The following is a 15144-nucleotide window of genomic DNA, read 5'->3' as shown; positions in this document are numbered from 1 at the left end:
AATCAGTAGAGTAAAAAAATGAAAAAAATATTGACAGTAGCGATTGCATGTGCTTGTTTAACCGGGTTCAGCTCATGTAATGATTTCTTGGAAGAGAAACCGCAGTCATCGTTGACAGCCCCGGATTATTACCAGACAGAGGCTCAAGCTCAAGCTAACGTGAACTATTTGTATCGTACAGGAGCTTCAAATAAGCTCACAGGTGCGGGTAGTGCTTATGTTGGTCCGTTTGCCTCTATCACAGGACAATTGACTGGTTACTTTACAAACAGTTATGAAGGTCAGGAGTTGACTTGTAAATATTCTCGCGAGTTGACTCGTCAGCAGAATACGATGACTGTTTCCGTAACTATTGACGGTATATGGGATGATTGCTACAAGGCTATCAACGTAGCGAATGGTGCGATCAAGCATATTCCGGAAATCTCGATGGATCAATCTTTGGCCAATCGTCTGGTTGGAGAGGCTAAGTTCTTCAGAGCATTCAACTATTTCAACTTGGTAAAGATCTTTGGTGGTGTTCCATTGACAGTAGAACCTTACGAATCTATGGAGAACATGTATTTGGAGCGTGCTTCTGTAGAGCAAGTATATGCTCAGATCGAATCCGACCTGAGGGATGCCGTTAATGCATTGCCGGCTGCTACTTTCTACAACAATGGTAACCGTATCACGAAGTATGCGGCAGCGATGGTCTTGACTTCCGTTTATATGCAACAAGGTAAGTATGCGGATGCGGCTTCTGCGGTAAAGACTGTGATCGATTCTCCGCACGCTTTGGCAACCAATAATGACTTAGCGCTAGGTTCTGCCTATAATAAGATCCGCACGACAGACGGACTAGATGAGTCTATTTACTCTTATGAATACAACGCTACGATCAGTAACGGTGGTTGGTGGCCTACTTATGCGTTCAACTCAGCGGCTACAGCTATATTTGGTACGTATTCTATCTTTGAGCGTACATACGGGCCAACGAATCAATTCTTGAACGTGTATGCAGCAAACGACTTACGTATTCAGCCAAATCAATTCTTCCATTGGGATTATACAAATCCGGACAATGGCAAGACTTGGACGGCTCCTAAGGATGCTTGTGGCTGTTGGTTCTGGTATGATGAGGACGCTTTGTTGAACTCAGGACGTTCTACGAAAGACCGCGATATCTATCGTTATGCGGAGGCTTTACTTGACGCTGCTGAATCTATCGCTCAGTCTCAAGGTGTAACAGCTGAGGCTGCCGGCTATTTGGCACAAGTCAAGGCTCGTGCAAACATGGAAGGCAAGACGGTAGCCGCAATTACTGCCGATCTTCAGAAATTAGGTAAGCAGGCCTTTATCGAGGAATGCTGGACAGAGCGTTTGCGTGAGTTCCCGTTGGAATTCAAGATTTGGGATGACTGTTTGCGTACAGGCAAGTTCCCTGTAATCTCTTCTACAGAGAAGGGTAAGGTTACATACGTTGACTTAGTTGGCGCAAAGAACGCTTCCGGCGCAACCTTCAAGTCTTCCGACTTGCTATGGCCGATCTCTTTGAACGAGATGCAACGTAACCCGAGTTTGACTCAGAATGAGGGCTATGCCGTTCAATAATAAATTTCAATAACTGATGGCTAGAGAGGGAGGGAATGAGCGATCATCCTTCCCTCTCTTTTTGGTAGCTCGATTAGTCAGCGAGTTGCATGAAACAATGTATAATATACAGAATTTTGGTTTGGTTGTCTTATTATTCACTTTCAACTATGAAAACAAAAGAGCAAGAAATGACATACTGGATTCTGCTAAGTTAGAAGGACGGTTGGAAGGTGAAGAAAAAAGAATGATTTTCTGAGCAGTACTACTGACTTGCTCAAAGGATATATACTTATTTTGCCCACGCAGTATATATTACTTTGCCAAGTCACTAATACTTCATAAACATCCTTTACTTTGACACAGGCTAGAGGATAAGCAATTGCTTCCTTCTGTAAACAAAAAACGCCCAAAATTGCTCTCTGCTATAAACAATTTGTTATATTTGCATATATATAAGTACGATTATGGAGCGATTGATAGAGATGTATCGAAAGAAGTTGCGATTTACCTCTACCGCCTTTATTAGAAGCACGGTGTACGAGATTAATCGGGATGCCCGGTTGATCGGTATAAGAGGTGCTCGGGGAGTGTACCGCAACAGCATATCAAGCGAAATTTTCCGCAAGACGAACGAACCATATATGTCAGCTTAGATAGTATCTATTTCTCTGACAATACATTATATGACTTTGCGGATCGTTTCGTGAAACGAGGAGGAACACGCTTACACTTGGATGAGGTACATAAATCCCCCCAGTAAAGCCAAGAGTTGAAGAATATATACGATGATATGCCAGAACTGCAAATTATCTTTACCGGCCCCTTTTATCCCGAATATCAGTAAGCTCTGCGAATGGATTAGTATCACGAGAAACGTTTTATTGACTTATCTAAACGTATTGGCAGAAAGTAAGCTGACCTACAACTGTTTCTACTTTTGGTATCTCTCGCCTGCAAAAGCCGGACAATATCTACTTGAAAAATAGAAATCTGATGTATATCCTCTCGCCTTTGAAAGCGAATATCGGCAACATGCGGGAGACGTTCTTTGCGAACCAATTGAAAAAGTCTCACCAAGTAACAACCTTAGATTTACATCCGAGTATTACAGATAAAATAGAAAGGATAAATTTGTAAAGTATGAGCGAAGCCAACGATTTTTTGGTGGATGGAATTTATACGTTCGAGATCGGTGGCAAACGAAAAAGGTACTCACCAATAGAAGGGATACCGGACGGTTTTATCGTTGCGGATGATATAAAAATAAGATCCCGTTATGGATGATGGGGTTCTTGTATTAAGGAAGAAAGGGAAGAATAATCACTCATCCTTCCCTTTCAGCCATCAGTTATTGAAATAAAAAGTAATTACTTCGCTGAATATCCCTCATTCTGAGTTAAATTCGGATTACGTTGGATCTCGTTTACAGGGATCGGCCAGTATAAGTCTGTTGCCTTGAATGTAGCACCGCTACCATTCTTAGCGCCAATTAAATCAACGAATTGAACCTCACCCTTGTTTGTAGCGGAGATTTGAGGGAATTTACCTGTACGAACACAGTCATCCCAAATCTTCATTTCCAATGGGAACTCACGTAAACGCTCTTTCCAGCACTCTTCAATAAAAGCTTGCTTGCCTAATCTTTGAAGCTCGGAAGCGATTGTAGAAACATCCTTACCTTCCATGTTAGCACGTGCCTTAACTTGTGCCAAATAGCCGGCAGCCTCAGCGTTTACCCCACTAGACTGAGCGATAGCTTCAGCGGCAGATAATAATGTTTCAGCATAACGATAGAAGTTCCAGTCTTTCGTACCCTTACCAGTCTCTAAGATAGCAGTCTCATCATACCAGTACCAGTTACAAAGCATCTTCATATCCAGAGTTGTTCCATCAACAGGATGCGTATATGTACGATGGAAGAACTGATTCATCTGGGCACGCAAGTCTTTCTCACCATACACATTCAAATAACGCTCGCTAACACCATACACATTTACCCACAAAGAGTATTTGTTTCCAGTAGAAGAATTAGCGAAGAATGTCGGAGAAATCAAATTGAATGCGTGAACCGGGATATTACCGTTAGGAGAAATAGCTGCGTCATATTCACGGGCATAAATAACCTCTGGCAGATCATCTGTTGTACGTAACTTATTGAACGCACTACCTTCCGCAAGGTTATCGTTAGTAGCCAAAGCGAATTTTCCGCTATTGATTACATCTTTCAATGGAGTAACCGCATTAGCGTACTCTCCTAGTCTCATGTAAACATCGGCCAGCAACATATCAGCCGCATATTTTGTCACACGGTGACTATTTCCTGCAAAAGTAGCATTAGGTAAATTCTCTACAGCAAACTGTAAATCAGGAATGATAACTGTATTGAAAACTTCCGATGCAGCCGTACGAGTCGGATATTCAACCAAAGTAGCATCTTCTGTAGGTTCTGTAACCATTGGAACATCACCAAACATTTTTACAAGATAGAAATAGTTCAATGCACGGAAGAAACGAGCCTCTGCTTTATACTGAGCTTGATTATCCATTTCCACACCATCAACATACTTGATAACTGCGTTCGCTACATTGATCGACTTATAACAACTTTTCCAAGTGTCATTAGTCAAATAATTACAACAAGATTGCGTAAAGTCCTGACGAGTCAACTGGCGAGCATAGGAACAGTCTACTTCCTGACCTTCATATTCATTCACGAAATAACCAGTTACCATGTTCATTACAGACAAGCTAGAACCTCTATAAGCACCAGTCATATTACCCATCTTATCAGGAGCACCATCACGATATAGATAATTGACATTGCCAATAATATCAGCACTTGTCTTATAATAGGTATCCAAAGTCAAGGACGACTTCGGATCCTCATCCAAAAAACTGTCACATGCGGTAAATCCTACCAATCCCGCACATAAAATAGCTGTTGTTAATATTTTTTTCATTGCAATTTTCTGAATAATTTAATTAATTAAAATGTTACATTTACACCCAACGTAAACGTTCTAGCTCTCGGATAAGAGAAGAAGGCCATATTCTGACCAAATTGTTCTGGAGATACTGAACCGTTAGATGTAGAGATCTGAGATGTACTTTCAGGATCGTACCCATTAAAGTCTTTCGCTGTAATCAAGAACGCATTGTTCACATTCAAATATAGGCGTAAGCTACTAAACGGAGTCTTTGCCAATTGATTTGAGTCAAAAGTATAACCTAACTGGATTAAGTTCGCACGTAAATAAGAACCATTAGCCACCCATTGAGAGTCTGTCAAAGTATCCTGTCCTGCGTGACCACCGTTGAACAACCAGATAGCTTGCTGCATAGAATTAGGATTCGTTCCATTATATGCGTCATACAAGATATTTGTCAAGCCGTTAGTCTGTCCGAAACGGTCATATGTAGAGTGATAGAACTGTTGCAAGGTCTGAACACCAGCGACAAATTGTAAATCCAAAGTGAAATCCCAATTCTTGTAACGTAATGTATTGATCATAGATCCAGTCCAATCGGGTACACCTTTACCTATGATCTCACGCTCAGAAGAACGTTTCGCACGACCGATCTGTTTCTTCTGGCAGTTACCAGCTTCATAATCTTCTATTGTATAAACGCCTAAACGTTTGTAACCATAGAAACTACCTACGCTTTCGCCTACACGCAAGATAGAAGCACCGCTCACCCATTCGTTTTTCAAGATATCCTCGTCATTGTCACCCAAAGATAAGATCTTATTTTTATTGAAGTTAGCATTGATGGATGTTGTCCATGTGAAGTCTTTTGTATCAATATTGCGAGTAGATAACATCAGATCCAAACCTTGGTTACGGATAGAACCGATATTCTTATAAACAGTCTCGAAACCTGTTGTATGAGGAACCGGAGCATCCAATAACAGATCAGAAGTCTTCTTGTTGTAATAAGAAGCATCTAACGTAATTCTATTATTGAACAAACCTAAATCGAAACCTATATCGAACTGGGCGGTTTTCTCCCATTTCAGATCAGAGTTAGGCAATCTATTTAAATAAGAATAGGAATTACGTGTTCCGTTCAATAATAACGTTTCGCTCTTAACTGTTGCTAAAGATTTGTAAACACCAATCTCAGAGTTACCAGTCAAACCGTAGCTGGTATGCAACTTCAAGTTGCTGATCGTATTTTGATCAGACATAAAGTCTTCTTGCGTGATGTTCCAAGCCAAACCCGCTGATGGGAAGAACGCATATTTGTTGTTCTTACCAAACTTAGAAGAACCGTCATAACGACCAGTAATTGTAGCGGAGTAACGATCCTTGAATGTATAAGCGAAACGTAAGAAATAGGAGTTCATAGCCCAACGTTCCCAATAAGTCTTCGGAGCATCAGGCTTCGTACCTGCGTCCATATTGAAGTCCTCAAAGAAATCGGTAGTGAAGTTTTCTGTATACATTCTAGAATAATCATACTTGCGCTCCTGCCAAGACAAACCGGCCATAGCGTTGATACGGTGCTCGCCAATCGTCTTATTATAAGTCAAGTAAGTCTCTTCCTGCCAATAAAGAGTATTTGCATGATATCTTTCAGCACGTCCATGTTGGTCATATGCCAAATTCACCAAGTCACTTGGCATATATTTATGCAAAGTCTTAAAGTTAGCGTCAACACCGAATTGAGTCTTCAAATCCAAACCTTCGATGATATGGAATGTCAAGGCTGCATTACCGAATACTTTTGTATTATAGTTCATATTCTTATAGGTCTTCAAGATATGAACAGGGTTAGACATTGCCTCAAAGTCCATTGGCATCCCTTCTGGAGTATTGGTGGAGGTATATTTGCCATTATATTGAACCGGCATCCAAGGAACCATTTCAATCATAGTACGACGAGCATCCTGTCCACCACCGTCTTCTGGAGTAGAGTTACCCCAAGTATGGTTCACCGCCAAGTTGATCGCTGTAGATAACCATGTTGTAGGATTCGCATCATAAGCGATCTTTGCATTCAAACGTTTTGAATAGGTATTCAACATGATACCTTGGTTATCAGTATAGTTCAAAAATGCACCCATAGATGATTTCTCGCCACCTTGCTGAACATTCAATTGATGGTTATGAGAGATCGCTGTACGAGTTGCCTCATCTTGCCAATCTGTATCATAAAGAGGATTACCGTTAGAATCGAAGAAACGACGATCTGTAAACCAATCCGCACGATTAGTAGACCAGTTAAATGGATTGCCATCCTTATCAGATCCCCATCTATTCTCATTCTCAATACCTTGCATAAAAGCATCGCACCACTCCTGCGCATTCATCGTATCCATCTTACGAGCGCGATGAGCCAAGCTTACAGAACCAGAGTAGCTAACCTTCGTTCCACCTTCTTTGTTACCACGTTTCGTAGTAACCATGATAACACCATTGGCACCACGAGCACCATAGATAGCGGTAGCGGAAGCATCTTTCAATACCTCCATAGACTCGATGTCATTCGGGTTCATCAAATAGAAGTTCTCCATTACTACGCCGTCCACAACATACAACGGATCAGAAGAGGCATTAATTGTCGCTTGACCACGGATAACAACACGGCTACCATAAGCACCCGGCTGGCTAGAGTTAGAGAAGATATTTACACCGGCAGCCTTACCACGCAAGTTATCCAATGCACTAAAGTTTTGAGCTTTTAACATCTCTTCTCCTTTAGCTGTAGAAATAGAACCTGTTACATCCGATTTACGCATCGTACCGTAACCTACTACTACTACCTCATCCAAAGTCTGTGTATCTTCTTTCAATGTAACATTGATTGCAGATTGGTTGCCTACAGGGATCTCTTGAGATAAATAACCAATATAGGAAATCACCAAAACTCCGTCGGCGGGCACACCCTCGATCGTATAATTTCCATCGAAATCAGTGATCGTACCGTTTGTAGTGCCTTTCACCACCACGTTAGCGCCAATAACAGGCTCACCTGTACCGTCAACAACCACACCTGTTACTTTCTTGCCTTGCTGCACTGCCATTACTTCATCAACCGTGCCTGCGGGAGCGGGAGCGGCCATAGCGGCGTTTACAGAGAAGGCAGAAAGCAGCAAACAGAACGCTGAGGCTTTAGCTATCCCCTGAATGGATAATAGCTTAGATTCATTCTTTGTCATTTTGCTTTGTTTTTTAATTAAGTTTAGATTGATTACATTGTCTATGTAATTTTTATCGTTATAGATGGACATAGTTCGTACGGAACTAGCATGTGATATTTAATCTTTTTCGATAGTGATAAAAGTGCGATGAACAGAGTATGATCTGGCTCATTGGATTTCTTTTTTCTAATTCTTTTTGTTAGATTTGCACCTATATTCGTATAATGCCAGAAATTCATAAGAAAGAAAGGGATATTTCTAAATAAATGACACGAGAATCACTTTCTATTCATGTTAATTAAATGGATATTTGTAGTCCAACTATGAATATAAAACACAAAAACGGATAAATTATATTATTAATTAAATAGCTATATCATGAAGAAAAAAAGCGTTTGGGCTTTAGCTTTAGCGGCGATGCTGATGTGGGTGGGGAAACCTGCGGCAGCGGCTGTGAATGAGTCTTTTGACCCAGTAGAGTATGTAAACCCGCTAATGGGGACGCAATCTTCCTATGAGTTGTCTACAGGAAATACCTATCCGGCGATCGCTCGTCCGTGGGGTATGAATTTCTGGACTCCTCAGACTGGTAAGATGGGAGATGGATGGCAGTATGTATATACGGCTAACAAGATCCGTGGCTTTAAACAGACCCATCAGCCAAGCCCGTGGATCAATGATTACGGACAATTTGCAATCATGCCGGTGGTTGGTAAACCGGAATTCGACCAAGATAAACGTGCGAGCTGGTTCTCGCATAAAGGAGAGATCGCCAAGGCTTATTACTATAAGGTATATCTGGCGGAGCATGACGTGGTAACGGAATTAACGCCGACAGATCGTGCCGCTATGTTCCGTTTCACTTTCCCGGAAAACGAGCATTCTTATATCGTGGTGGATGCCTTGGATAAGGGGTCTTATATCAAGGTGATTCCGGAGGAGAATAAGATCATCGGTTATTCAACGAAGAATAGCGGTGGGGTTCCCGATAATTTCAAGAATTATTTTGTGATCGAGTTTGATAAGCCTTTCACATACGAGGCTACATTTGCCGACGCTTCTTTGAAAGAGGGTGCGAAGGAGCAAACGAGTGACCATGTAGGAGCCGTAATCGGTTTCAAGACGAAGAAGGGTGAAATCGTTCATGCGAAGGTGGCTTCCTCTTTTATTAGCTTCGATCAGGCCGCTATCAACATGAAGGAATTAGGTAACGATAACTTTGATACCTTGGTTCAGAAAGGTAAGGATGTTTGGAATGAGCATTTGAGCAAGATCGAGGTTGAGGGTGGAGATTTGGATCAATATCGTACGTTCTATTCTTGTTTCTATCGTTCATTGTTGTTCCCTCGTAAGTTCTATGAGATCAACGCTCAGGGCGAGGTGGTACACTACAGTCCGTATAATGGTGAGGTATTACCGGGTTATATGTTTACCGATACCGGATTCTGGGATACGTTCCGTAGTTTGTTCCCATTCTTGAACTTGATGTTCCCGTCGGTAAACAAGGAGATGCAAGAGGGCTTGATCAATACATATAAGGAAAGCGGCTTCTTCCCGGAATGGGCAAGTCCGGGTCACCGTGGTTGCATGGTCGGTAATAACTCGGCGTCTATCTTGGTAGACGCTTATATGAAGGGTGTGAAGGTTGACGATTTGGAGACTTTATATAAAGGTTTGATCCATGGTACGGAAAACGTTCACCCGAAGGTCTCTTCTACAGGACGTCTGGGTCATGAATATTATAATAAGTTAGGATATGTTCCTTACGACGTGAAGATCAACGAGAACGCCGCCCGTACATTGGAATATGCTTACAATGACTGGTGTATCTGGCAGATCGCTAAACAACTAGGCCGTCCGAAAAAGGAATTGGAATTATATGCCCGTCGTGCGTTGAACTATAAGAACCTGTACGACAAGGAAACCAAGTTGATGCGTGGCAAGAATGAGAATGGCGAGTTTATGGCTCCGTTCTCTCCGCTGAAATGGGGTGACGCTTTCACGGAAGGTAATAGCTGGCATTATTCATGGTCTGTATTCCACGATCCTCAGGGATTGATCGACTTGATGGGCGGTAAGGATTCATTTGTGATGATGCTTGACTCCGTATTTGCTGTACCGCCTTTGTTCGATGATAGCTACTACGGTGGTGTGATCCACGAGATCCGTGAGATGACCGTGATGAATATGGGTAACTACGCTCATGGTAACCAGCCGATCCAGCATATGATTTATTTATATAACTATGCGGGTCAACCTTGGAAGGCTCAATATTGGTTACGTCAAGTAATGAATAAGATGTATACTCCGGGTCCGGATGGTTATTGCGGTGATGAGGATAATGGCCAGACTTCCGCTTGGTATGTATTCTCAGCGTTAGGATTCTATCCGGTAGCTCCGGGTACGACCCAATATGTGTTGGGCGCTCCGCTGTTCAAGAAGGCTACGATCCATTTTGAGAATGGAAACAACTTGGTGATCAATGCCCCGAACAACAGCGATAAGAATATCTATATCGAATCCATGACGTTCAACGGCAAGAACTACACTAAGAATTATCTGGATCATAACGATTTGTTTAAGGGTGGCGTGATCGACTTCAAGATGGGTGACAAGCCGAATATGAATCGTGGTATTAATCCGGAGGATATGCCTTACTCATTCTCCGTAAACGAGGAAGGGATCAATAAACTTTCCCCTATTTCTGTAAAACCTAGTAAAAAGAAGAAATAAGCAATTAAGATGAATTTCATTCATAAACCATTAATGTCAGGCATAGCGATATGCCTGACATTTTTCGCATACTCCTGTGCTACACCGGAGAAAACGGAAAACAAGACAGACTTTACCGCATATGTAGATCCTTATATCGGATCGGGAGAACACGGACACGTATTTGTCGGGGCGAACGTTCCGTTTGGAGCTGTTCAAGTAGGTCCTCAGAATATTTTTAAGGGATGGGACTGGTGTTCCGGTTATCATTACTCCGATAGTATCATTATCGGATTTAGTCATACGCATTTGAGCGGAACCGGATGTTCTGATCTGGGGGATATCCTTCTGATGCCTTATACGGGCGAGGTACGTACCGCCCGTGGCGAGCAAGATAATATAGAGGGAGCCGCTTCTTCCTATTATAAACATGCCAACGAAGCCGTAGCTCCGGGATATTACTCTTTGCTGATGGATAATGGCGTAAAGGCGGAGTTGACAGCGACCGAGCGTGTAGCCTTACATCGTTATACGTATCCGTCGGGAAGTGAGCATCGCCTCTTGATCAACTTGAAGGAGGGTATCGGTGATAAAGCGTATGACACTTATTTGAAGAAGATTGATGAGTACACGATCGAGGGGTACCGCTTTTCCAAAGGTTGGAGCCCACGTCACAAAGTATTCTTTACGTTGAAATGTGATCAGCCGATCGAGTCTTTGGCTGTATTCAACGATGATGAGGCCGCAGGTAATGATGAGTTGACGGGCGAGTCCGTTAAGGGAGTGATTACCTTTAAGGGAGATGCCCCGACCGCCTTGGTAAAGGTCGCTATCTCTTCCGTAAGTTGTGAGAATGCCTTGGCTAACTTACGTACGGAGCTTTCTCATTGGGATTTCGACGAGGTTCGTAACGAGGCTATCGATAAATGGAATGACCAATTGTCTTGTATCTCCATCGATACGAAAGATGAGCGTGCCAAGAAGATTTTCTATACCGCCATGTACCATGCGTTTATCGCTCCGACGTTGTATTGCGACGCGAATGGCGATTTCCGTGGCCATGACGATAAGGTGTATACGAACAATACTTGGAAGAACTATTCCACTTTCTCTCTATGGGATACGTATCGTACCTTGCATCCGTTGTTCACGATTATCAAGCCTCAATATGTGTCGGATTTGGTGAACTCGATGTTAAGCATTTACGACCAGCAAGAGAAATTACCGATCTGGCCGTTGATTGGTGGTGAGACGGACCAAATGCCGGGATATAGCGCTGTGCCTATTATCGCAGATGCCTATCTGAAAGGTTTTACCGGCTTTGACGCCGACCGTGCGTATCGTTATATGGTTGCTTCATCTGTCTATGAGAAGCAAAACGGGGTGCCGTACGTGTTGGAAAAAGGCTATATCCCTTGTGATAAGGTACGTGAGGCTACTTCTATCGCGATGGAATATGCCGCTGATGATTGGGGTATTGCCTTGATGGCGAAAAAAATGGGCAAGACGGAGGATTACCAAAATTACTTGAAACGTGGTAAATATTATACGCAGTATTTCGATAAGGATATCAACTTTATCCGTCCGAAAATGAATGATGGCAGCTGGCGTACGCCGTACGATCCGATCCAGTCCATACATAGCGTAGGCGATTTCTGTGAGGGAAATGGCTGGCATTATACATTCTTCGTGCCCCAGCATCCGGAAGGCTTGATCGAGTTGATGGGTGGTGACGCTCCGTTTATCTCGAAACTGGATTCTTTGTTCTTGGTGGAAGGTGAGTTAGGGGAGAACGCCTCTCCGGATATCAGTGGCTTGATCGGCATGTACGCCCATGGAAATGAGCCGAGCCATCATGTTACTTACTTGTATCCTTACGCCGGCGAGCAATGGAAGACAGCCGAGAAAGTTCGTTACATTCAAGATGTGTTCTATACCGACCAGCCAGAAGGCATCATCGGAAACGAGGATTGTGGCCAGATGTCCGCTTGGCATATCATGTCTGCCTTGGGATTTTACCAAGTGAATCCTTCCAATGGCGTATTCGTGTTCGGTAGCCCGTTATTCGATAAGGCTTCCGTTCATTTGCCGGAGGGTAAGACTTTCGAGGTCGTAGCCCAGAACAACAGCAAGGAGAATGTATATATCCAATCCGTGTTGCTAAATGGTAAACCTTATAACAATTCTTATATTCTGTATGATGATATCGTGAAGGGAGGGAATCTTACCTTTGTGATGGGCAACACGCCGAATAAGGAGTTCGGAGCTGCCCCGGAAAATCGTCCGAAGACGGCTGAGTAAATAGCTCCCTTACCAGTGAGCGGTTTGCTCTGTTACCCGTGAGACAACGTCTCACGGATTGCAGGGAAAGTACCCGGCTGAGGAGCAAAGAATAATTAACGAATTAATAATCGACAAAATGAAGACAAAGCTTAAAACTTCGATGGCCCTTTTGGCTTCCGTTTTCCTGTGGGTGTCATGTGCCGGTGGCGGAGGGACTTCTCCTTCTGCGATGGACCCGGTGGATTACGTGAATCCTTATATGGGAAACATCAGCCATTTATTGGTGCCTACTTTCCCGACCGTGCATTTGCCGAACAGTATGCTACGTGTATATCCGGAGCGTGCGGACTTCACGGGTGACCGTCTGGGCGGTTTGCCTATTATCGTGACAAACCATCGTGAGCGTTCTGCGTTCAATTTATGCCCTTATCAAGGTGACGAATCCGGCTTGCGACCCGTGATCGCTTATAGCTATGACCGGGAGAAGATTTTGCCGTACCGTTATCAGGTATATCTGGATAATGAGGAAATCGACGTGGACTTCGCCCCGTCCCATCAAAGTGCCGTATATTCGCTCACTTTCGAGAAAGAGGGACCGGCTTATCTGGTATTTAACAGCCGTAACGGACAGCTACAAGTAAATGGTAACGCCGTAAGCGGTTATCAATATATAGATAAGAAAACGAAAGTCTTTTTATATGCCGAGACGAACCAGAAGCCTGTGAAAGCGGGGGTATTGTCGAACGGCAGTGTCAACTATAACGAGACTTCCGTGGAAGGTATCAATGCCGCTATCGCCCTTTCCTTCGGGGAGGACGTGAAGAAACTTGGCGTTCGCTACGGTATCTCTTTTATCAGCGAGGAACAGGCGAAGAAGAATCTGGAGCGTGAGATCGCCGCTTACGACGTGGATGTGGTAGCGAAGATCGCCCGCAACGATTGGAACGACGCTTTAGGTAAAATACAAGTACAAGGCGGTACCAAGGATGAGAAGACCGTATTCTATACCTCTTTATATCGTTGCTACGAACGCCCGATAAACTTGAGCGAGGACGGACATTATTACAGTGCTTTCGACGGAAAGATCCATGAGGATGGCGGACGGTCTTTCTATACGGACGACTGGATTTGGGATACCTACCGTGCTACACATCCCCTGCGTGTCTTGATCGATAATGAGCGTGAGAACGATATCATCAACTCTTATCTCCTGATGGCGGAGCAGATGGGTACCGATTGGATGCCTACCTTCCCGGAGGTGACAGGAGATACACGCCGTATGAACTCAAACCATGCTGTCGCTACCGTGATCGACGCTTACCGCAAGGGCTTGCGTGGGTTTGAGCTGGAAAAAGCCTATATCGCTTGTAAGAAAGGTATCGAGGAAAAGACCTTGATCCCGTGGTCTGCCGCTCCCGCCGGTTGGTTGGATGATTTCTACAAGGAACATGGCTATATTCCCGCATTGAGACCGGGAGAGAAAGAGACGGTGCCTAACGTATCCATTTGGGAAAAACGTCAGCCGATCGCCGTGACTTTAGGTACTTCGTATGATGAATGGTGCTTGTCCCAGATCGCTCAAGAATTGGGAAAGAAAGACGAGGCGGATTATTATTTGCGTCGCTCTTACAATTACCGGAACGTATTTAATCCGGAGACAGGTTTCTTCCATCCGAAAGATAAGGATGGCAAGTTTATCTATCCATTGGATTACCGTTATGATGGCGGTCTAGGTGCCCGTGATTATTACGATGAGAATAACGGATATATTTATCGTTGGGACGTACAGCATAATATCGGTGACTTGATCTCTTTGATCGGAGGCAATGAGGCGTTTACCTCTGCCTTGGATTCCATGTTCAATACGCCGCTGGGTATGTCTAAATGGCAATTCTATTCCACGCTTCCGGATCATACGGGTAACGTAGGTATGTTCTCTATGGCGAATGAGCCGAGCTTGCATATCCCGTACTTGTATAATTATGCGGGTAAGCCTTGGATGACCCAGAAACGTATTCGTACCTTATTGAATCAATGGTTCCGCAATGATTTGATGGGTGTGCCGGGCGATGAGGACGGTGGTGGTATGTCCGCTTTCGTTGTTTTCAGCCAGATGGGATTCTATCCGGTGACTCCGGGTTCTCCTACCTATAATATCGGTAGCCCGATGTTTACCGACGTGAAAGTGGATATGGGTAACGGCAATACGTTCGAGATCCGTGCGAATAACGCATCCGATGAGAATAAATACGTACAATCTGCTAAGTTGAACGGCGTAACCTTGAACCAGCCTTGGTTCAATCATAGCGATATCGCCGCTGGTGGTTTGTTAGAGTTAGAGATGGGGCCGAAAGCGAATAAGGAATGGGGATTGGGAACGCCTCCTCCTTCTGCCGCTCCGATGCCTAAGTAAAAAAAAGCGTGTTGCG

General features: G+C 43.7%; 8 protein-coding genes. 6 read left to right on the top strand and 2 right to left on the bottom strand.

What is annotated here, in order from left to right; genetic code table 11:
* Positions 1 to 18 precede the first annotated feature (18 nt).
* From ACESPU_RS06005 to ACESPU_RS05995, 3 genes are all read left to right on the top strand, one after another.
* The gene (locus ACESPU_RS06005) at positions 19 to 1593 is read left to right on the top strand and encodes a RagB/SusD family nutrient uptake outer membrane protein (protein WP_009017172.1); all 1575 of its coding nucleotides are present in this window, start codon (positions 19 to 21) and stop codon (positions 1591 to 1593) included.
* Between the two features lie 446 nt (positions 1594 to 2039).
* Positions 2040 to 2228, top strand: a complete 189-nt coding sequence (locus ACESPU_RS06000; RefSeq protein WP_005866426.1) for a hypothetical protein — start codon at positions 2040 to 2042, stop codon at positions 2226 to 2228.
* A 487-nt stretch (positions 2229 to 2715) separates the two neighbouring features.
* Positions 2716 to 2859 (top strand): hypothetical protein, encoded by a 144-nt coding sequence (locus ACESPU_RS05995; protein WP_005866422.1) that lies wholly within the window; start codon positions 2716 to 2718, stop codon positions 2857 to 2859.
* Positions 2860 to 2942: 83 nt separating this feature from the next.
* Here ACESPU_RS05995 and ACESPU_RS05990 read toward each other — a convergent pair whose 3' ends face one another.
* Complete coding sequence (locus ACESPU_RS05990) at positions 2943 to 4535, bottom strand: RagB/SusD family nutrient uptake outer membrane protein (protein WP_008779636.1); 1593 nt, start codon at positions 4533 to 4535, stop codon at positions 2943 to 2945.
* A gap of 26 nt (positions 4536 to 4561) precedes the next feature.
* Positions 4562 to 7738 (bottom strand): TonB-dependent receptor, encoded by a 3177-nt coding sequence (locus tag ACESPU_RS05985; RefSeq protein ID WP_009017170.1) that lies wholly within the window; start codon positions 7736 to 7738, stop codon positions 4562 to 4564.
* Positions 7739 to 8098: 360 nt separating this feature from the next.
* Here ACESPU_RS05985 and ACESPU_RS05980 point away from each other — a divergent pair, with 360 nt between their 5' ends.
* From ACESPU_RS05980 to ACESPU_RS05970, 3 genes are all read left to right on the top strand, one after another.
* Positions 8099 to 10453: a GH92 family glycosyl hydrolase gene (locus tag ACESPU_RS05980; protein WP_158533100.1), complete on the top strand. Its 2355-nt coding sequence runs from the start codon at positions 8099 to 8101 to the stop codon at positions 10451 to 10453.
* 9 nt (positions 10454 to 10462) lie between these two features.
* Positions 10463 to 12733: a GH92 family glycosyl hydrolase gene (locus tag ACESPU_RS05975; protein WP_373133204.1), complete on the top strand. Its 2271-nt coding sequence runs from the start codon at positions 10463 to 10465 to the stop codon at positions 12731 to 12733.
* Positions 12734 to 12851: 118 nt separating this feature from the next.
* On the top strand, positions 12852 to 15128 hold the full coding sequence (locus ACESPU_RS05970; protein ID WP_005857970.1) for a GH92 family glycosyl hydrolase: 2277 nt from the start codon (positions 12852 to 12854) through the stop codon (positions 15126 to 15128).
* Positions 15129 to 15144: the final 16 nt, after the last annotated feature.

Source organism: Parabacteroides sp. 20_3 (assembly GCF_964238835.1).
Taxonomy (GTDB): Bacteria; Bacteroidota; Bacteroidia; order Bacteroidales; family Tannerellaceae; genus Parabacteroides; species Parabacteroides distasonis.
This window is presented reverse-complemented; position numbering and strand designations above follow the sequence as displayed.

Bases quoted from the DNA above. Each gene is read 5' to 3' on its own strand.
- ACESPU_RS05970 (WP_005857970.1), top strand. From the start codon at position 12,852: ATGAAGACAAAGCTTAAAACTTCGATGGCCCTTTTGGCTTCCGTTTTC.
- ACESPU_RS05985 (WP_009017170.1), bottom strand. From the start codon at position 7,738: ATGACAAAGAATGAATCTAAGCTATTATCCATTCAGGGGATAGCTAAA.
- ACESPU_RS05975 (WP_373133204.1), top strand. From the start codon at position 10,463: ATGAATTTCATTCATAAACCATTAATGTCAGGCATAGCGATATGCCTG.
- ACESPU_RS05995 (WP_005866422.1), top strand. From the start codon at position 2,716: ATGAGCGAAGCCAACGATTTTTTGGTGGATGGAATTTATACGTTCGAG.
- ACESPU_RS06000 (WP_005866426.1), top strand. From the start codon at position 2,040: ATGGAGCGATTGATAGAGATGTATCGAAAGAAGTTGCGATTTACCTCT.
- ACESPU_RS05980 (WP_158533100.1), top strand. From the start codon at position 8,099: ATGAAGAAAAAAAGCGTTTGGGCTTTAGCTTTAGCGGCGATGCTGATG.
- ACESPU_RS06005 (WP_009017172.1), top strand. From the start codon at position 19: ATGAAAAAAATATTGACAGTAGCGATTGCATGTGCTTGTTTAACCGGG.
- ACESPU_RS05990 (WP_008779636.1), bottom strand. From the start codon at position 4,535: ATGAAAAAAATATTAACAACAGCTATTTTATGTGCGGGATTGGTAGGA.